Here is a 20,297-nt window from a genome sequence, read left to right on the forward strand (position 1 = left end):
GCCCCTTGGCGCCCGGGATCGAACCGATATCTTCCGGGGCAAGAGCGCGGCCGCCCGCACCCCACCCGGGCCGCGCCGAGAGTCCGTCCGATGTCCGATTTCGTCACCATCGCATTCACCCCGTTGGAGGAGGCGCGAAGCGCGGCTCGACGGCCCGCCGCGGCCGGCGGGACCGAGACGCTCGTGGTCTTCGTGGGGGCCGACCTCCGTCCCGCGGCGGCCGTCGCGGAGATCCTGGGCGCCGCGTCGGCGTCGCTCGCCGCCGGGGCCGCCGCCGCCGCGTTCAAGGGCAAGGCCAAGACCGCGCTGGACCTCTTGGCACCTCCCGGCCTCGGCTTCGGCCGGCTCCTCGTCGTGGGGACGGAGGCCAAGCCCGGCGCCGCGCCCGACGGCACCGAGATGGTGTCGCTCGGCGGCTTCGTGATGGGCAAGCTGCGGGACGGTGCCAAGGCGACGGTCGTGCTCGACCTGCCGGGCGGCACCACGCCCCAGGCGGCGGCGGACTTCGCCCAGGGCCTGCAGCTCCGGGCTTACCGCTTCGACCGCTACAAGACCAAGAAGAAGGACGACGAGGAGAAGCGCGAGCCGGCTGCCGTGACGCTGGCGGTGGCCGATGTCGCGGCCGTGCGCGAGCGCGCCGCCGCGAGCGCGGGCGTCGCCGACGGCGTCGAGCTCGCCCGCACGCTCGTCAACGAGCCTCCGAACGTGCTCTACCCGGTCGAGTTCGCCCGCCGGGCCGCGGAGCTTTCCCGGCTCGGCGTCGAGGTCGAGATCCTCGACATCCCGGCGCTGGAGCGCCTCAAGATGGGGGCGCTGCTCGGCGTCGGGCAGGGGTCGGCGCATGAATCGCGGGTGGTCGTGATGCGCTGGAACGGCGGCGGCGGCGGCCGGCCTCCGGTCGCCTTCGTGGGCAAGGGCGTCACCTTCGACACGGGCGGCATCTCCATCAAGGGTGCCGCCGGCATGGAGGACATGAAGGGCGACATGGCGGGCGCCGCCTGCGTGGTCGGCCTCATGCATGCGCTCGCGGCCCGCAAGGCGAAGGTCGACGCCGTGGGGGTGATCGGCCTCGTCGAGAACATGCCCGACGGCAAGGCGCAGCGGCCCGGCGACATCGTCACCTCCATGTCGGGCCAGACGATCGAGATCATCAACACCGACGCCGAGGGCCGGCTCGTGCTGGCCGACGCGCTCTGGTACGTGCAGGAGCGCTTCAAGCCGCGCTTCATGATCGACCTCGCGACCCTCACCGGCGCCATCCTGGTGGCGCTGGCCAGCGAACATGCCGGCCTGTTCTCCAACGACGACGAACTCGCCGAGCGGCTGGGGGCGGCCGGCCGGGCGACGGGCGAGAAGGTGTGGCGCCTGCCGTTGACGCCCAACTACGACAAGCTCATCGACTCCAAGTTCGCCGACATGAAGAACACCGGCGGTCGCCACGCCGGCTCGATCACGGCGGCGCAGTTCCTGCAGCGCTTCACCAACGACACGCCCTGGGTCCACCTCGACATCGCCGGGACCGGCATGGGAGCGCCCTCCGACGACGTCAACCAGAGCTGGGGCTCGGGCTGGGGCGTGCGGCTGCTCGACCGGCTCGTGGCGGACCATTACGAAGGCTGAGGCGGCCGTGGCCGAGGTGTGGTTCTACCATCTCGACCGCTGGCCGCTGGACCGGGCGCTGCCGGCGCTGCTCGAGAAATCGGTGCAGCGGGGCTGGCGCGCCGCCGTCCAGGCGGCCAGCACCGAGCGGATGGACGCGCTCGACCAGGCGCTCTGGACCTACGACGAGGCGAGCTTCCTGGCCCACGGCACGGTGCGCGACGGCGACGCCGCGCTCCAGCCCATCGTGTTGACGACCGGCTCCGACAACCCGAACGGCGCCGCCATCCGCTTCATGGTGGACGGCACCGATGTCGTCGCGGCGCTCGAGGCCGGACCCTACGAGCGGGTCGTGCTCATGTTCGACGGCAACGACGCCGAGGAGCGGGCCGGCGCCCGGCTGCAGTGGTCCGCCTTGAAAAAGGCCGGCCACGACGTAGCCTATTGGCAGCAGAACGAGGACGGCCGGTGGGAAAAGCGCGGGTGAGTCGGGGGGCGGCGGGGCTCGCGGTGGCGGGGATGCTGCTCGCCGGGGGCGCCGAAGCGGCCGGACCCAGCCGCTTCGCCTCCTACGACACCGAGGCCGATTGCGTGGCGGCCCGCACGCTCGCGCCCGCCGTCTGCCACACCGCCTTCGCCAACGCGCGGGCCGAATACGAGGGCAAGACCCCGTCCTTCCCGAGTGCGGCCCTGTGCGTCCGGCGCTACGCCGCCTGCATGGCCTGGCCGCCCGGCGCCGCGGGGGCGGCGAGCTACCGGCCGCGCTGGGACGGCGTCGATATCGTCGATACGCCGACCGAGCACAGCGTCACGCCGTCGCCCGGCAGCACGGGACGCGCCGTGCGCTTCGCCGCCCGCCCGCTCGACGAGACGGCCGCCCCCCTCGTGATCCGCGGCGCCTCCATCCCGGTCCCGCCGCAGCGCTCCGCCCCGCGTGCCGCGGGGCGGCCGGGCCCGACGCCGGCCGTGGCGGAGCGGGCGCCTGCGCCGCCGCCGCCCGGATCGGGCTTCAAGCTGGAGGACGGCGTCCTCACCTATCCGGCGCCGGCCCGCTTCCAGCCCCGGAACCTGCCGAAGCCCTGACGCCCGCCGCCGGGCGCCCGCCCTGTGCTTCGGCGGCGAGCCGCTCGGTGAACCAGCGCCCGGCCGGGCCGGGCGGGGCTTCGGTGCGGTGGACGGCGAAGATCCGGTAGTCCTCCGGGCCGCGCCCGTCGATGTCGAGGGCGACGAGGCGCCCCGCCGCGACATCGTCCCCCAGCATGGGCTCCGGCATGCTGCCCCAGCCCAGGCCGGCGAGCAGCAGGGCGTGTTTGGCGCCGAGGTCCCCGAGCCGCCAGGTTTCGGGGGACAGGACGTTGAAGTCCTGCCCCTCGGTCAGGTCGGAGCGGTCGGTCAGCACCAGCTGGACATGGTCGCGCAGCGCGGAGAGCGGGATGGGGCCGCGCCAGCTCCCGAGAGGGTGGGCCGGCGCCGCGACCGGGATCATCCGCACCCCGGCGACCTGCCGCTGGCTCAGCCCCACGAGGGCGCGCGCCAGCGGCCCGCTGACCCCCACCGCGCAGGTGCCGTCGAGCACCAGCTTGGCGACGGCCCCGAGCGCCTCGACCGACAGCCGCAGCGTCACGGTCGGGAAGGTCGCCCGGAAGGCGACCAGGACGGCGACCAGCGTCGCGGTCGGCAGCATGACGTCCACCACCACCGTCAGCTCCGGCTCGAGCCCGGCCAGCAGGCCCGCCGCCCGGGCCCGCAGGCCGTCCACGCCGAGCGACACCTTGCGGGCCTCGGCCAGCAGCGTGATCCCGGCCTCGGTGAGGACGGGGCGGCGGCCCGTGCGGTCGAAGAGCGTCAGGCCGCCGAGCTGTTCCTCGAGGTTGGCGATCGTGTAGCTGACGACCGACTGCGTGCGGTTGAGCGAGCGGGCCGCGGCGGAGAAGCTCCCGTCCCGCGCCACGGCGAGAAAGGTGCGGAGCTGGTCGAGGGACGGGGACCCCAGGGCGGGCATGCGGGCGTGACATCCTCGGCGCAGGGGCGAAGTATCGGCGCGGCGCGGCCGCACCACGCCCGAACCTTAAAGCTTTCTGCCGTGAAGGTCGCTATGTGTGGCAGGCCTGCGAGCAGGCTCGCACGGTCGATCGGCGCGTGTCGGCGACAGCCTGCCACGCGCGAGTGCCCGCGTTCCTTCGGAGATGATCTTGGCGCGTCCCAGTCCCATTCCGGCCGTTCGGGCCCTCGTCCTGGTGCTGGCCGTCGGCGTGGCCCTGGCGGGATGCGGCCGGCGCGGCCGCCTCGAGCCCCCGCCGACGCCCGAATCGATCGCGGCGGCCCAGAAGGCGAAGGACTCGAAATCGGGCATCCACAAGCGGGTGCCCAACCCGGCGATCCGCGCCCCGAACCAGCCCTTCGTGCTCGACCCCATCCTGTAGAAGACCTCGCCGTGACGCCCTTCCCCTACCGCGACGGTGCCCTCCACGCCGAAGGCGTGGCCCTGGCCGAGATCGCCGCCGCCGTCGGCACCCCGTTCTACTGCTATTCCCGCGCCGCCATGGAGGCGCAGTACCGCGGCTTCGCCGACGCCTTCGCGCCGCTGCCCAGCATGGTCTGCTACGCCATGAAGGCCAATTCCAACCAGGCGGTGCTGCGGCTCTTCGCCGGGCTGGGCGCCGGCATGGACGTGGTGTCGGGCGGCGAACTGCGCCGTGCCCGCGCCGCCGGCGTGCCGGGCCGCCGCATCACCTTCTCGGGCGTCGGCAAGACCGAGGGCGAACTGGCGCTGGCGCTCGACGAGGACATCCACGGCTTCAACGTCGAATCGGAGCCCGAACTGCTGACGCTGTCGCGGATCGCGGCCGCCAAGGGCACGGTCGCCCGGATCGCCCTGCGGCTCAACCCGGACATCGACGCCGGCACCCACGCCAAGATCTCGACGGGCAGGGCGGAGAACAAGTTCGGCATCCCGATCGGGCGCGCCCGCGACGTCTATGCCGAGGCGGCGCGCCTGCCCGGCATCGCCGTCACCGGCATCGACATGCACATCGGCTCCCAGATCACCGACCTCGGCCCCTTCGACCGCACCTTCGCCGTCATGGCCGACACGCTGGCGATGCTGCGGGCCGAGGGACACGCCATCAACCACGTCGATCTCGGGGGCGGCCTCGGCATCCCCTACCGCGCGGGCCAGGACGCGGAAGCCTTCGGGCCCGAGCGCTACGCGGCCCTGGCGAAGGCGCATTTCGCCGGCGCCGGCGTCACGGTGGTGCTGGAGCCGGGCCGCTACCTCGTGGGCAATGCCGGCGTGCTGGTGGCGGGCGTCATCCTGGTCAAGCAGGGGGGCGACAAGCGCTTCGTGGTGGTGGACGCCGCCATGAACGACCTGATCCGCCCGACCCTCTACGAGGCGCATCACGACATCGTGCCGGTGCGGGAACCCCGGCCGGGCGAGCCGGACGAGCCGGCCGACATCGTCGGGCCGGTCTGCGAAACGGGCGACTACCTGGCCCGGGCGCGCCTCTTCCCGGCCGTCGTGGCCGGCGACCTCCTCGCCGTGAAGTCGGCGGGCGCCTACGGCGCCGTCCAGGCCGGCACCTACAATTCCCGCCTGCTGGTCCCCGAGGTGATGGTGGACGGGGACCGGTTCGCCGTGATCCGCCCGCGGACCGGCTACGACGACCTCATCGGGCTCGACCGGGTCCCCGACTGGCTGGCTTGAACTCTGCGAAGCACAACCGCTTTCCCTGGGAACCGAGAGGGCGGCATTTCCGGAGGCCGTGCCGGCACAGGTTCGGTGGAGCCACGGAGTTCGACGCGGCGGCGCCGGCGCGACGCCAGGGCGCAATGCATCCGCCACAATGGCGACTCGACGCCGTCCTAGCGTCCTGGCGTCGGCGGCGTCGGGACCGCCGCGGAAGGCCACGATGCGAGCGGCTTCGGGAACGGGATGGCGGGCACTGGTTCTCGCGTCGCTCTGCGTCGCGGGATGCGCCGGCCTGCCGGCCCGGGCCGCGGAGGGCGCCGCACCGGCCGACGACGCCCTGGCGGCGCGGCGCCACGACCTCGACGCCGCCAGCGCCGCCGCCGCCGCAGCGGAAGCCGACCGGCGCCGGGCCGAGGACCTCGTCGAAACGATCAGGGCCGACCGGGTCCGCCTCAACGCCGCCCTGATCGACACCACGGCCCGCGTCCGCGCCGCCGAAGCCAAAGCATCGGACACCGAGACGCGGCTCGACCTCCTCACCGGCAGCGCCGACGCCATCCGGGGGTCGCTGCTGTCGCGCCGGGCCGCCATCGCCGAGATCCTGGCGGCGCTGGAACGCATGGGCCTGCATCCTCTTCCGGCCCTGCTCGCCAACCCGGCCGACGTGCTGCGCGCCATCCGCACCTCCATGGTGCTGGGCGCGGCCGTGCCGGGCATGCGCGCCGCCGCCGAGTCGCTGGCGTCCGACCTCGCCGAACTGACCCGGCTCCGGGCCGCCATCGTGGACCAGCGCGACGCCCTCGCCGGCGAGGTGGCGTCGCTCGGCGCCGAGCGCACGCGCCTCGCCGCCCTCGTGGCGGCGCGGCAGGCCGCCCAGACGGCCGCCGAGGGGACGCTGGACCAGGACAGCCAGCGCTCGGCCGAACTCGCCCGCCAGGCCACGAGCCTGAAGGACCTCGTGTCCCGGCTCGAAAGCGACGTCGCCGCCGCGCGGCGCGCCGCCGATGCCGCGCGGGCCGCCGATGCGGCGCGGCGGAGCGCCGCGGTCGCCGATGCCGCCGGCGTCGAGGCCAAGGCTGCGGCGGCATCGCACGATCCCGCGCGCCTCGCCCCCGCCGTGGCCTTCGGCGACAGCAGGGGCCATTTGCCGCTGCCGGTCGCCGGCCGCGCCATCAAGAGCTTCGGCGCCGCGGACAGCTACGGTGGCCAGGAGCGGGGCCTCACCCTGGCGACGCGGCCCGGCGCCCTGGTGACGGCGCCGGCGGACGGCTGGGTGGCCTTCGCCGGAGCCTACCGCTCCTACGGCCAGCTCCTCATCCTCAACGCCGGCGACGGCTACTACATCGTCCTCGCCGGCCTGGTCCGGGTCGACGTGGTGCCGGGGCAGTTCGTCCTCATGGGGGAGCCGCTCGGCACCATGGGGGACGGATCGGTGAAGACGGCAGCGGCGATCGCCCTTGGCGCGGCCCAGCCCGTTCTTTATGTTGAGTTCCGAAAAGACGGGGCGGCGATCGACCCGAGCCCATGGTGGGCGAAAGCCGAGTTGGAAAAGGTCCGCGGATGATGCGCAAGGTTTCCATGGTCGTGGCGGGCGCGGCGCTCGGCGCGACGGCTGCGACGGTCGCCCTCCAGACGACGCTCCTGTCGGGGAGCCCGGCCCAGGCCGCCAATTCCGACACGTACCGCAACCTGAACCTGTTCGGTGACGTGTTCGAGAAGATCCGCACCGACTATGTCGAGAAGCCCGACGAGGGGAAGCTGGTCGAGGCGGCCATCAACGGCATGCTGACCTCGCTCGATCCCCATTCGAGCTACATGGACGCCAAGGCCTACCGCGACATGCAGGTGCAGACGCGCGGCGAGTTCGGCGGCCTCGGCATCGAGGTCAGCCAGGAGGACGGCAGCATCAAGGTCGTCACGCCGATCGACGACACGCCCGCATCCAAGGCCGGCATCCTGTCGGGCGACCTCATCACGGCGATCGACGGCGACGCCGTCTCGGGCATGACGCTGAACCAGGCCGTCGACAAGATGCGCGGCGCCGTCGGTACCCCGGTGACGCTGAAGATCGTCCGCGGCAAGGACAAGGACGGCACGGACTACAAGTTGAACCGTGCCGTCATCACCATCAAGTCGGTGAAGTTCGAGCAGAAGGACGATGTCGGCTACATCCGCATCACCCAGTTCAACGAGCAGACGTTCGACGGCCTGAAGCAGGCCATGGCCAAGTTCGCGACGGACATCCCGAACGACAAGTTCAAGGGCTACATCGTCGACCTGCGCAACAACCCGGGCGGGCTGCTCGACCAGTCGATCGAGGTATCGAACGCCTTCATCGACCACGGCGAGATCGTGTCGACGCGCGGCCGCAACGCCGACGAGACGCAGCGCTACAACGCCCGGCCGGGCTACGACCTCAGCCACGGCAAGCCCATGGTGGTGCTGATCAACGGCGGCTCCGCCTCGGCCTCCGAGATCGTCGCCGGCGCCCTCCAGGACCACAAGCGCGCCACCATCATGGGCACGCGCTCCTTCGGCAAGGGCTCGGTGCAGACCATCATCCCGCTCGGCCAGAACGGCGCCCTGCGCCTGACCACGGCGCGCTACTACACGCCCTCCGGCCGGTCCATCCAGGCCAAGGGGATCGAGCCCGAGCAGGTGGTGCTCGAGGACGTGCCGGACGACCTCAAGGGCAAGGACGACACGAAGGGCGAGGCGTCGCTCAAGGGGCACCTGATGAACGGCGCCACCTCTGACGAGAAGCAGGGTTCGCAGGCCTATGTGCCGCCGGACGCCAAGAACGACAAGCAGCTGATCGCGGCCCTGAACCTGCTGCGCGGCGTCACCACCAAAGCATCGACGGCGGAGGACGCCGCCAAGGCCGCCGCCATGACCAAGCCGGGTTCGGCACAGAGCGAAGCCGCCAAGGTCGAGGCCCCCAAGGTCGAGGCCCCCAAGGGCGACGCGCCCAAGACCGACGCGCCGAAGGCCGATATGCCCAAGCCGGACATGCCCAAGCCGGACATGCCCAAGACCGACGCGCCGAAGAACTGACCGGGACCGGGCCGGCGTTTCCGGCCCGGGTCCGGATCCCTTCACGACACCTCTTGCAGCCGCGGCCCGGAGCCTTCCGGGCCACGGCCATACCGACGGGAGATCGGATGGCGGGCGACGGACTCTTCGACCCGCTGGGGGTGAACCGCGCCGAGCCCGCCCGCTCCGTCCCGATCCTGTCACCACCGCTCGCCGTGGCGCTCCTGGCCGCCCTCGGCGTGGCGGCCCTGATCGGGGTCGCCTGGCTGCGCGACGACGGCGACCGGGGCCGCCCCCGGGCCGTCTCGCCGATCGAGCGCATCGCGCCGCCGCCCGCCCCGCCGCCGCCCGCCCCGCCGCCGCCCGCTGCTGTCCCGCCCGCCGCCGTGCCGCCGGTCGCGCTGCCGCCCGGCTTCCCCGACATCGCCGACCAGGACGTCGAGATCCAGAACGGCGTTCGGATCATCCGGCCGAGGCGCGATCGCGGCCCGCCGGTCTCCGGCCAATCGATCCCAGTGCCGCCCCCCACCACGTTCGGGGTGCCGGCCGCGAACCGCTGATTGAGGCGCCGCCCGCCGGCGGGCGGTCTGCTCTGGGCGCATGGCGGTCCGCCGTGAGTTGTTCCCGGCGCATGAACAAGTTTTTACTCGATGCCGCGTCGCGCCCGCCCTACCTATGATGACGAGAAGGATCGCCGAGCCCCGTGACGGCGGCTCGCGCCGTGCGGACCGGTGGTGGCCGCGACCGGGCGGGACGATCCACCCCTTCCCGGGCGCCACCGGTCCTGCCAGGCCCCATGGGGCCGCGGAGGAGCGGCGGGCCGATCGGGCTGCCGCCGTCGACGTCCACGCCGTTGCTGAGGAAAGCCCATGTCCGAGCGCCCGCGGCGCACCGCCCTGCGCCTTGTCCTGATCGCCGTGGCCTGCGTCGGCGTCGGCATGGCCGTCGCGTGGGACAGGGTCCGGCCCTATGTCGAGCCCGCCCTGGCGCGCCTCGGCCCGGTGGCCCAGGCCGCCATGGACCGGGTCGGGCCGCGGCACGAGGTGGCGAAGGCGGCCCCCAAGGAGGCTCCCGCCGTGCCGGTGAGCGCCGTCGACGCCCGCATCGGCGATTTCCCGCAGATCCTCACCAGCCTGGGCACCGTCCAGCCCTACAACACCGTCCTGGTCCGCAGCCGCGTCGACGGGCAGGTGATGACCATCAACTTCAACGAGGGGCAGATCGTCCACCAGGGCGACCTCCTCGTGCAGATCGACCCGCGGCCCTACCAGGCCGCGCTCGACCAGGCCAAGGCCAAGAAGCAGCAGGATGCTGCCAACCTCGACAATACCAAGCGGGACCTCGCCCGATCGCAGTCCCTGATCGGCAACAACTACGTGACGCGGCAGACGCTCGACACCCAGACGGCATCGGTGGCGCAGCTGACCGCGCAGGTCGCCTCCGACGATGCCGCCATCGAGAACGCCTCGGTGCAGCTCGGCTATGCCACCATCAAGGCGCCGATCACGGGGCGGGTCGGCTTCCGCCTCGTCGACCAGGGCAATATCGTCAACGCGTCGAGCGCCACCGGCATCGTCTCGATCGCCCAGATCGAGCCGATCTCGGTCGTCTTCACCGAGCCCGAGAATGCGCTGACCGACATCACCGAAGGCCGCAAGGCGGGACCGCTCGACGTCGGCGCGCTGTCCTCGGACGGCTCGAAGCCGCTCGCCGACGGCATGCTCGAGACGTTCAACAACGAGATCGACACGTCGAGCGGCACCATCCGGCTGAAGGGCACCTTCGCCAACACCGACCACAAGCTCTGGCCCGGCCTGTCGGTGTCGACGCGCCTCAAGGTCAAGACGTTGAAGGGCGTCGTGCTGGTGCCGTTCTCGGCCGTGCAGCACGGGCCGGACGGGCTCTACGCCTTCGTGATCGGTCCCGACAGCAAGGTCGAGATCCGCCGCATCAAGGTCAGCCTGTCGGACGACAGCACGGCAGTGGTGGCCGAAGGCATCAAGGGCGGCGAGAAGGTGGTGACGGCGGGCCAGTACCGGCTGCAGGCCAAGACGCCCGTTCGCGTGGTGCCCGACGCCGCCGCCCAGACCGCGCAACGGGATTCCTGAGCATGAGCGGCGACACCCGCGTGACCGCTCCCGGTGCCACCCGCGAGCCGCCCGCCCCCGCGGCGCCCATCAGCGGCGGAATCTCGGCCCCCTTCATCAGGCACCCGATCGCCACGACGCTGTTGATGCTGGCTGTGTTCTGCGTCGGCCTCGTCGCCTATCCGCTCCTGCCGGTCGCGCCGCTGCCTCAGGTCGACTTCCCGACCATCCAGGTGTCGGCGAGCCTGCCGGGCGGCAGCCCGGACACGATGGCCTCCTCCGTGGCGCAGCCGCTCGAGCGTCAGTTCGCCCAAATCCCCGGCGTGTCGCAGCTCACCTCGACGTCCTCGCTCGGCTCCTCCGCCATCACCATCCAGTTCGACCTCGACCGCAACATCGACGGCGCCGCCAACGACGTGCAGGCCGCCATCAACGCGGCCTCGGGGCAATTGCCCAAGAACCTGCCGAGCCCGCCCACCTGGCGCAAGGTCAACCCGGCCGACTCGCCAATCATGCTGCTGTCGGCGACGTCCGACATCCTGCCGCTGACGGTTGTGGACGACAACGCCGACACCAAGATCGCCCAGCAGATCAGCCAGATCGCCGGCGTCTCGCAGGTGTCCATCGGCGGCGAGCAGAAGCCGTCGATCCGGGTGCAGATCGACCCCGCCAAGCTCGTCACCAAGGGGCTGTCGCTCGAGGACGTGCGTAACGTCCTGTCCGTCACCACCGTCAATTCCGCCAAGGGCAACATCGACGGCGCGCGCCAGTCCTTCACCATCTATGCCAACGACCAGCTGCTCGACGCCAAGAGCTGGGACAACACCATCGTCGCCTACCGCAACGGCGGTCCCGTGCGGATCAGCGACATCGGCACGGCGGTGCCGGCGGCCGAGAACGCCAAGGAAGCGGCCTGGGCCAACGGCAAGCGCGGCGTCTTCCTCATCATCTTCAAGCAGCCCGGCGCGAACGTCATCGACATCGTCGACAAGATCAAGCACGAGCTGCCCCGCCTGCAGGCCTCCATCCCGGCCGGCATCCAGATCGGGATCCTGTCCGACCGGACGACGACGATCCGCGCCTCCGTCGACGACGTGCAGTTCACGCTGGCCCTCACCATCGGGCTCGTCGTGATGGTGATCTTCGTGTTCCTGCGCAACATGTGGGCCACGATCATCCCGTCCATCACGGTGCCGCTCGCGCTGCTCGGCGCGGTGGCGTTGATGTGGGTGGCGGGCTACAGCCTCGACAACCTGTCCCTGATGGCGCTCACCATCTCGGTCGGCTTCGTGGTCGACGATGCCATCGTCATGCTGGAGAACATCGAGCGCCACCTCGAGGAGGGCATGAAGCCCTTCGACGCCGCCATGAAGGGCGCGGGCGAGATCGGCTTCACCATCCTGTCGATCTCCATCTCGCTCATCGCCGTGCTGATCCCGCTCCTGCTGATGAGCGGCATCGTGGGGCGGCTGTTCCGCGAGTTCTCCATCACGCTGGCCATGACGATCCTGGTTTCGGCCTTCGTGTCCCTGACCCTGACGCCCATGATGGCGGCCAAGTTCATGAAGGACCACAAGCACGCCAAGCACGGCCGGCTCTACATGCTGAGCGAGCGCTTGTTCGACGCCATGCTGAACGGCTACGCGCGGGGCCTCGACGTCTGCATCCGCTGGCGCTTCGCGACGCTGCTGGTGTTCTTCGCCACCGTCGGCCTCACCGTCTATCTCTTCGCCATCATCCCCAAGGGCTTCTTCCCGAGCCAGGACACGGGCCTCATCATCGGCCAGGCGGAAGGCTCGCAGGACATCTCCTTCGCCGAGATGTCGCGCAAGGTCGAGGACCTCGGCGCCATCGTGCGCAAGGACCCCGGCGTGTTCTCGGTGGCCATGGCCACGGGCGGCACGGGCGCCACCAACAACGCCCGCATCTACATCACCCTCAAGCCGCGGGAAGAGCGCGACGCCTCTGCCCAGCAGATCATCGCCCGCCTGCGGCCGCAGATCGCCAAGGTCCAGGGCGCCGCCCTGTTCATGCAGGCCGCGCAGGACATCCGCGTCGGCGGCCGCTCGTCGCGCACCGAGTTCCAATATACGCTGCAGGACCCGAACTTCGACGAGCTCAACACCTGGTCGCCGCGGCTGCTCGCCAAGCTGAAGACCCTGCCGGAACTGCGCGACGTCGCCACCGACCAGCAGTCCGCCGGCACCACGCTGACGCTGACCATCGACCGCGACCAGGCGGCCCGCTACGGCATCTCGGCCCAGCTCGTCGACGACACGCTCTACGACGCCTTCGGCCAGCGCCAGGTGACGCAGTATTTCACCCAGGTGAACAGCTACCACGTCATCCTGGAGATCCTCCCGGAGCTGCAGGGCAAGGTCGATTCGCTGACCAAGCTCTACATCCACTCGCCCGTGACGGGCGGCGACGTGCCGCTTTCGGCCCTGGCACACTGGACCACGGACCCCACGCAGCCGCTGTCGATCAGCCACCAGGGCCAGTTCCCGGCCGTCACCATCTCGTTCAACCTGGCGCCGGGCTCGGCGCTCAGCCAGGCCACCGCGGCCATCTCCCAGGCGCAGGCCGAGCTGAACCTGCCGGCCACGGTCCAGGGGACGTTCCAGGGCACCGCCCAGGCCTTCCAGCAGTCGCTGAGCACGGTGCCGCTGCTGATCGTGGCGGCACTGGTCGTGGTCTACATCATCCTCGGCATGCTCTACGAGAGCTTCATCCACCCGCTCACCATCCTGTCGACCCTGCCGTCGGCCGGCGTCGGGGCGCTGGCGATCCTCATGGCGGCGGGCTACGACTTCAGCCTCATCGCGCTGATCGGCGTCATCCTGCTCATCGGCATCGTCAAGAAGAACGGGATCATGATGGTCGACTTCGCCATCGTGGCGGAGCGCGACGAGGGCCTGCCGGCGGCCGAAGCGGTGCGCAAGGCGGCGCTGCTGCGCTTCCGGCCGATCCTGATGACCACGATGGCGGCGCTGCTCGGCGGCATCCCGCTGATGCTGGGCACCGGCACGGGCTCGGAGATCCGCCAGCCGCTCGGCTACGCCATGGTGGGTGGCCTCATCGTCAGCCAGGCGCTGACGCTGTTCACCACGCCGGTCATCTACATCTACCTCGACCGCCTGTCGGAATGGCTCGGCGGCGGTGGGCTGCACCATGCCGACGTGGCGGCCGGCGAGCCCGACCTCCTGCCGCGCGAGCGCCCGGTGCCGCATCGCGAGGCCGCCGAGTGACCCGCCCGCCCGGCGCGACGCCGCGCCGGGCGGGCGGGGTCACGCCGCCATCGGGGCCGACCGGCCCTGGAACCGGTCGCGGGCCATGCGGCGGCGGATCGACTCGCAGAGCTGCCTGATCTCCTCCGCGGCGGGCCCGTGAGGGTCGAGTTCCGTCGGCCCGAGGCCGCGCTGCATCGCGTCCTGAAACTCCACCCGGGCCGTGATGAGAGGCTGAAGCAGGCCGCCCATGGCGGCGAGCGCCGCGGCCCCCTCGCGGACGCGCCGGCTGCCCTGCAGGCTGGAACATTGGTTCAGCACGAAAGCGCAGTCCCGGCCGAGGGCGCGGACGCGCTGCCAGGTCGCCTCGCTCGACCAGATGTCGAAGATCGTCGGGCGGACCGGGATGACGATGAGGTCGGCCGCCAGCATGGCGGCTTCGGACGCCGCCGAAAGGCTGGCGGGCGTGTCGATGATGGCGAGCGTCACCCCGCGGTCGGCGAGGGAGCCGAGGACCTCGGTGAGCTGGCCCGGGCCGACCGCAGCCCCGGCCAGGCGACGGTCCGTCCGCCCCCTGGCCCAGGTGGCGAGGGACCGCTGCGGGTCCATGTCGACGAGGAAGACCGTCTCGCCCCGCGCCTGCATCTCGACGGCGAGGGACGCCGACAGCGTGCTCTTGCCGGAACCGCCCTTCTGGGTGACCAGGGCTATGGTGCGCATGACCGACCTCGCGATCGCGGGAGCGGCACGGGGCCGCGATGCCGGACAGGATCGGCGAAGAGGTTGAGGGAAGTGTTAACCATGCGCGGCCCGGGACCGCCGGTCCGGCGCGTCGCGCGGGTTCAGGCGCGCTCGTCGAGCGTGAACAGTTCCTGCGCCCGGCCGACGCCGCGCAGCGCGTAGCGCCCGACCGAGACGATGTGGTGCCGCGCGGCATCCGGCGCGGCGGCGCGGAAGTCCGACGAGAGCAGGACGGAGCGGTCGGCGGAGCGGCACATGGCGGCGATGCGGCTCACCTCGTTCACGGCCGGGCCCACGACGGTGAAGTCGAGGCGGCTTTCCGAGCCGATGTTGCCGTAGAAGACCGTGCCGATGTGCAGGCCGAGGTAGACGGTGGTGACGGGGCGGCGCTCCGCCGCGCGCCGCAGGTTCAACTCCGCCAGCCGCCGCCTCAGGCCGGCTTCCGCCGCGAGGGCGCAGCGGCAGGCCTCGGCCCGGTCCTCGGCCTCGAAGATCGCCAGGATGCCGTCGCCGATCAGCTTGAGCACGTCCCCGCCCGCCTCGTCGATCGCCGACACCACGGCTTCGGCATAGTCGTTGAGCAGCGGGATGATCTCGCCCGGAGGCGCCGTGTCCGAGATGGCGGTGTAGCCCCGCAGGTCCGAGAACCACAGGACCGCCGTGATCTTGTCGGCGACGCCGCGCGAGATGCGGCCGCTGAGCACGCGCGCGCCCGCGTCGCGGCCGAGATACACCTCGACCAGCGTGCGGGCGATGCGGGCCAGCGAGGCGCTCTTCAGCGCCAGCGCCAGGACGGGCAGGAGCTGGCGCAGCGCCGCCACGTCGCCGTCGGAGAAACCCGCGGCCTCGCGCGTCATCCAGTGCGAATAGACGCAGTCCATCTCGCCGAACGCGCCGTCCCGCGCGAAGGGCGTCACCAGCGCGAGGTAGTCGACGTGGCCGTCGCCGCGGAAGTCCTCGAGGTTGGGGAAGTCGCAGGGGTCGCCGTGGCCGAGGCGCCGCCGCAGGTCGCCGCAGCCGGTCTCGACGATGTGGTGGAAGATCGAGCGCCGCCAGGTTTCGGCGGCCTCGCCGACGTTCGTCCGCCCGTATTCGCCCATCGTGGTCTCGCCGACGCCGTCGTTGCGCCAGTGGAAGGCCCGGCCCTCGTAGACGGGGTGCAGCGTATCGACGAGCGTGAGGGCGCGCGAGACCGGCAGGCCCACCTCCCCGAGACGGGAGCAGAACCCGTGCATCAGCTCGGTCTCGGAGGCGCCGGCCAGCCCGCGCTCGACGAGCCAGCCCGCGATGGCGGCGATTTCCCGGTCCTGCATGGTTGGTCATCCTCGGGGCGCCCGCGCCGTGGTAGGACGCCTCAGGATCCCGTCGATAGTCTGGAGCAGGGCCCGTGACGAGCCTCATCTACAAGATCGTGCCCGCGGCGCTGTGGCGCGACGCCGAGGCCGCCGGCCTGTTCCGCGGCGCGCCCGTGGACGAGGCCGACGGGTTCATCCACCTGTCCACCGCCGGGCAGGCGCGCGAGACGGCGGCCCGGCATTTCGCCGGCGTCGCCGACCTCGTGCTGGTCGCCGTCGCCGCCGAAGCGCTCGGGCCCGCGCTGCGCTGGGAACCCTCGCGGGGCGGCGCCCTGTTCCCGCACGTCTACGGGCCCCTCGCCCTCGCGGCCGTGCGGTGGGTCGTGCCGCTCCCGCTCGGGCCGGAGGGATCGCATGTCTTCCCGGAAGGCTTCGACGCCGCGGCGTGACGCGTCACCCACCCCGCGCCCGGCGCATGTGGCTCGGCGACTCCCGGTGGAAGCGGTTCCAGACCCGGCGGAACTGGCGCGTCGAGGCGAAGCCGCAGCGGTCCGCCACCCCGTCCATCGGCAGCCGCGACGCGACGACGAGGTCCCTCGCCAGCGCCAGCCGCATCCGATTGACGTAATCGGTGACGCTCATGCCGGAATGGGCGTTGAACAGCCGCGACAGGTGGCGGGGGCTCGCATGGGCCAGGGTGGCCAACGCCTCGACCGACCAGTCCCGCGCGGGGTCGGCCGCCACGGCATCCTGGGCCCGGTGGATCGCGGGGTGGATGTGGTTGCGGCCTTCCAGCCAGGGAGACAGCTGCGGGTCGTCGCCGCCGCGGCGGAGGTAGACGACGAGGTAGCGGGCGACGGCGAGGGCCGTCGCGGGCCCGGCCTCGCGGCCGACGAGATGCAGCATCAGGTCGATCCCCGCCGTGATGCCGGCGCTGGTCAGGCGCTCGCGGTCCTCCACGAAGAGGCGGTTCTCACGGATGCGGGCGCGGGGAGCGATGCGGGCGAGTTCGGCCACGGTCCCGTGGTGGGTCGTGCAGTCGTGGTCGTCGAGCAGGCCGGCGCGGCCGCAGAGCAGGGCGCCGGAGCAGATGGACAGCAGGCGCAGGCCCGGGCGGATCGCGCGCGTGAGCCAGGCGACGATCTCGGCCTCGGCGCGCAGGTCGTCGTCCCGCGCGCCGTGGTCTTCACCGGAGGGCTGGTCCGTCGCGCCCGGCACCAGGACGAGGGCGCCGTCCGGCAGGGTGTCGGGGAGGGGCGCGATGCCGGCCAGCGACAGGCCGATGGAGCTCCCTCCGGACCGGCAGGGGCCGACATAGCCGATGCGGAAGCGCACCCGCGTCTGGTCGAGGTTGGCCTTGCGCAGCACCTCCAGCGGCCCGGCGAGATCCAGAAGCAGCACGCGGGGCGGCACCACGACGACGACGGGGATCTCGCGCGCGGCGGCGTCGCTCATGGGGCAGGCACGTCGGTCCACCCGGCGAGGGCGGCGTCGACCGTGACGATCCGGGCGAAGCGACCGGCCAGGACGAGTTCGGTCCGGGCCCGGATCTCGGCGGCGCTCCAGACGCGGCCGGCAGCGTCGGTCATGGGGAACGTCAAGGTCGCCTCGCCCACGTAGTCCACGGCATAGCCGAGGTCGGACGCATGGCGCGCCGTCGTCTCGCAGCATTGTTCGGTGCGGATGCCGGAGACGACGAGGCGGCGCATGCGGGACGCCGCCAACCAGTCTTCCAGCCCCGTCCCGACGAAGGCGCTGTGCCGGCGCTTGTGGACGACCGTGTCGGGGCGGATGCGGAGCGGCTCCAGCGCGACGACGAGCCCGGAGGCTTCCGAGAAGGCCCCCTCGTCCTCGACGTGGAAGACCTGGACGATCGGCATCCCCGCCCGCATCGCCCCGTCGATGAGGGCCTGTTGACGCGACAAGTAGGCAGGGAGATCGGCGTCGGAGAAATAGGGACGGTGGCGGAAGGATTCCTGGGCATCGATCACGAGGAGGGCGCAGTCGTTGGAGGCCATGTCAGGACACCGTTGTGGCGAGGGGCGATGACGCGATCCTAGGCCTGCCGGAAGGCGGCGAAAGGCCTGGGCCGGACCGCTGCCGGACAGATCGCGCCATGATCGGCCCGCCTCCGTCAGGACAAGCGCAGTCCCGCGGCCGGCCTCCGACGACGCCAGAACAGTTCGTTTACCGAGTCTCTCAAGCTGGATTTTAGCATAAAGATTCCGACGTCGGATAGGTTATCGAGTTTTAACGCGACATGGTCCGGAGAAAGAGCCGGTTTCATCTTGCGATTACCATTTCGATTAGTGGGTCGTTGGCGAGGTCGTCGGCAGATTAGTGGTCAGATCCAGCCCTGACCGGAACACGATGATGGACATTCAGATCTCCTACGACGCCAGTACGACGTCTGCTCCGTCGTGGTTCAAGAGCGCCGTCGCCTATGTCGTGGCCCAGTACGACGCGCTGATCACCAACCCCATCTCGCTCACCATCGCGATGGGCTGGGGCGAGGAGAACGGCGCGGCCATCAAGGCCGGCACCCTGGCGCAGAACCAGTCCAGCGGGACCTATCTCAGCTACGCGGCCTTCACCGCCGCCCTCAAGAACAGCGCCACCACCGGCACCGACCAGGCCGCCTATGCGGCCCTGCCGGCGGCCGACCCGACGAACGGCGGCCAGTTCTACGTCCCCCTGGCCCTGCAGAAGGCGATCGGCACGCAGCCCGGTTCCACCCCCGGCACGGTCGACGGCTATGTCGGGCTCGACAGTTCCCGGCAATATACCTTCAGCCCCGGCGGACAGATCGCGGCCGGCACCTACGACGTGATCAGCGTCCTCGAACACGAGTTCTCCGAGGTCTTCGGCCGCGTCGGCTACCTCGGCGGCAGCACGCCGAACGTTTACGGGCCGGCGGACCTCTTCCGCTACACCGGTGCGGGCCAGCGCGACACCACGCCGGGCGCCGGCAGCTTCTCGGTCGACGGTCAGACCATGCTGCAGGCCTTCAACAACCCGCTCGGTGGGGGCGATGTGGCCGATTGGGCGTCGAGCGTCTACGGCGACACGTTCGGCGACACGACCGCGGGCCTGGCGAGCCACTTCTCGTCGACGGACTACGCCCTGCTCGACGTCCTCGGCTATTCCGTCAACGGCCAGGCCATGGCGGCCACGGCGACGAGCCTGTCGGCCGCGGCGGCCCCGGCGGCGGCTTCGGCGGACGGTGGGTCCGCCACCGCCACGGGTTCGTCTCCCCATCGCATCGTCGCGTCCTACGACGGCGAAGTCTCCGGCACCGGCAACGCCGACACCTTCGTGTTCCGCGCCCACCCCGGCCAGGCCTGGGTGCAGGACTTCCAGGCCCTGGGCGCCGACCACGACGTGCTGAGCTTCTCGAAGCAGAACTTCTCGTCGGTGGCCGACATCCTGCGCCACACGACCATGTCGGGCGGGGATGCCGTCGTCCACGTGTCGACGACCGAGAGCGTGGAGATCTTCGGCGTCACCAAGGCCCAGCTGCGCCAGAACATGAGCACCCTGTCGCTTCACGCCTGACGCCACCGGCCGGACAAGGCGCTGGCCGCGCCGGTCCGGGACGACCACGCAATCCTGCTGCGCCGCCGCCGGGTCGTTTCCAACGGTTCCGGGCGGTTGGCAACCCGGCCGGGCGCACCGCCGCAGCACCGATGTCGGGACGATGCCGGCGCGACGGGGCTCCGCCGGCAGTCCGGCCTTCGGCGCATTCGGTCCGACGTCCAATCGAGAGCGGTCTCGTTGCCTCGGGAAACGCCGAGGCGCCTCGGAGAAAGCCGATGCGGCTCTCGTCACGGACCCCGCGGCCCGCGCGCCGGCTCAGGGGTGGAACGCGACGGCGCCCGGATGCGTCCGGAGGTCCTGCCTGCTGACGCCGACCAGCGTGACGCTGTCGCGCGGTGACAGGTGGATGACGGCTCCGTCGCCCGACAGGGTGGTGTGGCGCAGCACGTCGGCGAACCCCGCGAAGCTGTGGCGGGAGAAGGACAGAAGGTCCGCCCCGGCGCCCGAAAGGCCGAAGCCCGTGACGGTGTCGTGCCCGGGATGCGCGGTGAACACGAAGGCTTCGGCGGCGCCGGCGGCCGACAGCGCGGCGCCGTGCAGCGGATGCACGCTGTCCTGGGCCGGCAACGCGATGCCGCCGCTCGGCGGGGACAGCACCGCCGTCAGCGTCAGCGTGACGGGCGCGCTCGCCACGGCCCGGCCGCCCGCGTCGGTCGTCCGGGCCGTGATGCCGTTCGCCCCGAGATGGGTGAGGAGCACGTCGCTCGACCACGTCCCGTCTCGCGCCACGACGGCGGTGCCGACCGTCGCGCCGTCGTCGTCGAGGGTCACGAGCCTGCCGGCCGCGCAGGCGCCTGCCATTTCGGTGAAGAGGCCCGTCACGGTCTGGGACGACGTCGACGTGACGCCGCCCGGGCTGGTAACGGCCAGCGTGGAGGAGGTGGAGAGAGATGGCGGCGACATGCGTGCTGACCTCGACTGGCGCGATCCGCGCGGCGACTTGGGGAGGTCGCACGGTCACACGGCGCGAGCCGTCGGGTCCACGAAAGCCTGAACGGAAGGTTAAGACGGCGCGGTTGTTCCGAGC

18 protein-coding genes are annotated in these 20,297 nt (G+C 71.6%); 12 read left to right on the plus strand and 6 right to left on the minus strand.

Annotated features, from left to right (window positions below; genetic code table 11):
• Positions 1-90 precede the first annotated feature (90 nt).
• Genes D3272_RS06125 through D3272_RS06135 form a run of 3 tightly spaced genes read left to right on the plus strand, consistent with a single transcriptional unit; the run spans position 91 to position 2,682 of the window.
• Positions 91-1,620 (plus strand): leucyl aminopeptidase, encoded by a 1,530-nt coding sequence (locus D3272_RS06125; protein WP_129218266.1) that lies wholly within the window; start codon positions 91-93, stop codon positions 1,618-1,620.
• 7 nt (positions 1,621-1,627) lie between these two features.
• Positions 1,628-2,086 carry a DNA polymerase III subunit chi gene (locus tag D3272_RS06130; RefSeq protein ID WP_129218267.1) on the plus strand — a complete coding sequence of 153 codons (459 nt, stop codon included), beginning with the start codon at positions 1,628-1,630 and terminating at the stop codon, positions 2,084-2,086.
• A complete protein-coding gene (locus tag D3272_RS06135) occupies positions 2,083-2,682 on the plus strand; it encodes a DUF1190 domain-containing protein (RefSeq protein ID WP_129218268.1) in 600 nt (199 codons plus the stop codon). The genes D3272_RS06130 and D3272_RS06135 overlap by 4 nt, the downstream gene beginning before the upstream one ends.
• Here D3272_RS06135 and D3272_RS06140 read toward each other — a convergent pair.
• Complete coding sequence (locus D3272_RS06140; protein WP_129218269.1) at positions 2,630-3,601, minus strand: LysR family transcriptional regulator; 972 nt, start codon at positions 3,599-3,601, stop codon at positions 2,630-2,632. The two genes, D3272_RS06135 and D3272_RS06140, sit on opposite strands and share 53 nt — an antisense overlap.
• Positions 3,602-3,791: 190 nt before the next feature.
• Between D3272_RS06140 and lptM the strand changes: the two genes are divergently transcribed.
• The 7 genes from lptM (at position 3,792) to D3272_RS06175 (ending at position 13,658) form a co-directional block, all read left to right on the plus strand.
• On the plus strand, positions 3,792-4,022 hold the full coding sequence (gene lptM, locus D3272_RS06145; protein WP_129218270.1) for an LPS translocon maturation chaperone LptM: 231 nt from the start codon (positions 3,792-3,794) through the stop codon (positions 4,020-4,022).
• An 11-nt stretch (positions 4,023-4,033) separates the two neighbouring features.
• A complete protein-coding gene (gene lysA, locus D3272_RS06150) occupies positions 4,034-5,305 on the plus strand; it encodes a diaminopimelate decarboxylase (RefSeq protein ID WP_129218271.1) in 1,272 nt (423 codons plus the stop codon).
• 205 nt (positions 5,306-5,510) lie between these two features.
• Positions 5,511-6,854: a murein hydrolase activator EnvC family protein gene (locus D3272_RS06155; RefSeq protein ID WP_129218272.1), complete on the plus strand. Its 1,344-nt coding sequence runs from the start codon at positions 5,511-5,513 to the stop codon at positions 6,852-6,854.
• Entirely contained in the window at positions 6,851-8,344 is a 1,494-nt protein-coding gene (locus D3272_RS06160; RefSeq protein WP_129218273.1) for a S41 family peptidase, read from the plus strand. Before D3272_RS06155 ends, D3272_RS06160 begins: the two co-directional genes overlap by 4 nt.
• 107 nt (positions 8,345-8,451) lie before the next feature.
• The gene (locus D3272_RS06165; RefSeq protein WP_129218274.1) at positions 8,452-8,883 is read left to right on the plus strand and encodes a hypothetical protein; all 432 of its coding nucleotides are present in this window, start codon (positions 8,452-8,454) and stop codon (positions 8,881-8,883) included.
• Between the two features lie 309 nt (positions 8,884-9,192).
• Entirely contained in the window at positions 9,193-10,431 is a 1,239-nt protein-coding gene (locus D3272_RS06170; RefSeq protein ID WP_129218275.1) for an efflux RND transporter periplasmic adaptor subunit, read from the plus strand.
• A 125-nt stretch (positions 10,432-10,556) separates the two neighbouring features.
• Positions 10,557-13,658 (plus strand): efflux RND transporter permease subunit, encoded by a 3,102-nt coding sequence (locus D3272_RS06175; RefSeq protein ID WP_245496427.1) that lies wholly within the window; start codon positions 10,557-10,559, stop codon positions 13,656-13,658.
• Positions 13,659-13,697: 39 nt separating this feature from the next.
• On the opposite strand, the gene D3272_RS06180 is transcribed toward D3272_RS06175, so the two are convergent.
• Both D3272_RS06180 and D3272_RS06185 read right to left on the minus strand, forming a co-directional pair.
• Complete coding sequence (locus D3272_RS06180) at positions 13,698-14,357, minus strand: ParA family protein (protein ID WP_129218277.1); 660 nt, start codon at positions 14,355-14,357, stop codon at positions 13,698-13,700.
• Positions 14,358-14,479: 122 nt separating this feature from the next.
• A complete protein-coding gene (locus D3272_RS06185; RefSeq protein WP_129218278.1) occupies positions 14,480-15,691 on the minus strand; it encodes an adenylate/guanylate cyclase domain-containing protein in 1,212 nt (403 codons plus the stop codon).
• 74 nt (positions 15,692-15,765) lie between these two features.
• Between D3272_RS06185 and D3272_RS06190 the strand changes: the two genes are divergently transcribed.
• Complete coding sequence (locus D3272_RS06190) at positions 15,766-16,122, plus strand: DUF952 domain-containing protein (RefSeq protein WP_207210136.1); 357 nt, start codon at positions 15,766-15,768, stop codon at positions 16,120-16,122.
• 4 nt (positions 16,123-16,126) lie between these two features.
• On the opposite strand, the gene D3272_RS06195 is transcribed toward D3272_RS06190, so the two are convergent.
• Positions 16,127-17,128 carry a GlxA family transcriptional regulator gene (locus D3272_RS06195; protein WP_129218279.1) on the minus strand — a complete coding sequence of 334 codons (1,002 nt, stop codon included), beginning with the start codon at positions 17,126-17,128 and terminating at the stop codon, positions 16,127-16,129.
• Positions 17,125-17,691: an isochorismatase family protein gene (locus D3272_RS06200; RefSeq protein WP_129218280.1), complete on the minus strand. Its 567-nt coding sequence runs from the start codon at positions 17,689-17,691 to the stop codon at positions 17,125-17,127. The genes D3272_RS06195 and D3272_RS06200 overlap by 4 nt, the downstream gene beginning before the upstream one ends.
• A gap of 352 nt (positions 17,692-18,043) precedes the next feature.
• On the opposite strand from D3272_RS06200, the gene D3272_RS06205 reads away from it, so the two are divergent.
• Positions 18,044-19,228: an NF038122 family metalloprotease gene (locus D3272_RS06205; RefSeq protein ID WP_207210137.1), complete on the plus strand. Its 1,185-nt coding sequence runs from the start codon at positions 18,044-18,046 to the stop codon at positions 19,226-19,228.
• 297 nt (positions 19,229-19,525) lie between these two features.
• Here D3272_RS06205 and D3272_RS06210 read toward each other — a convergent pair whose 3' ends face one another.
• A complete protein-coding gene (locus D3272_RS06210) occupies positions 19,526-20,173 on the minus strand; it encodes a hypothetical protein (RefSeq protein ID WP_129218282.1) in 648 nt (215 codons plus the stop codon).
• Between the last annotated feature and the right edge of the window lie 124 nt (positions 20,174-20,297).

This window comes from Lichenibacterium ramalinae (assembly GCF_004137085.1).
Lineage (GTDB): Bacteria > Pseudomonadota > Alphaproteobacteria > Rhizobiales > Beijerinckiaceae > Lichenihabitans > Lichenihabitans ramalinae.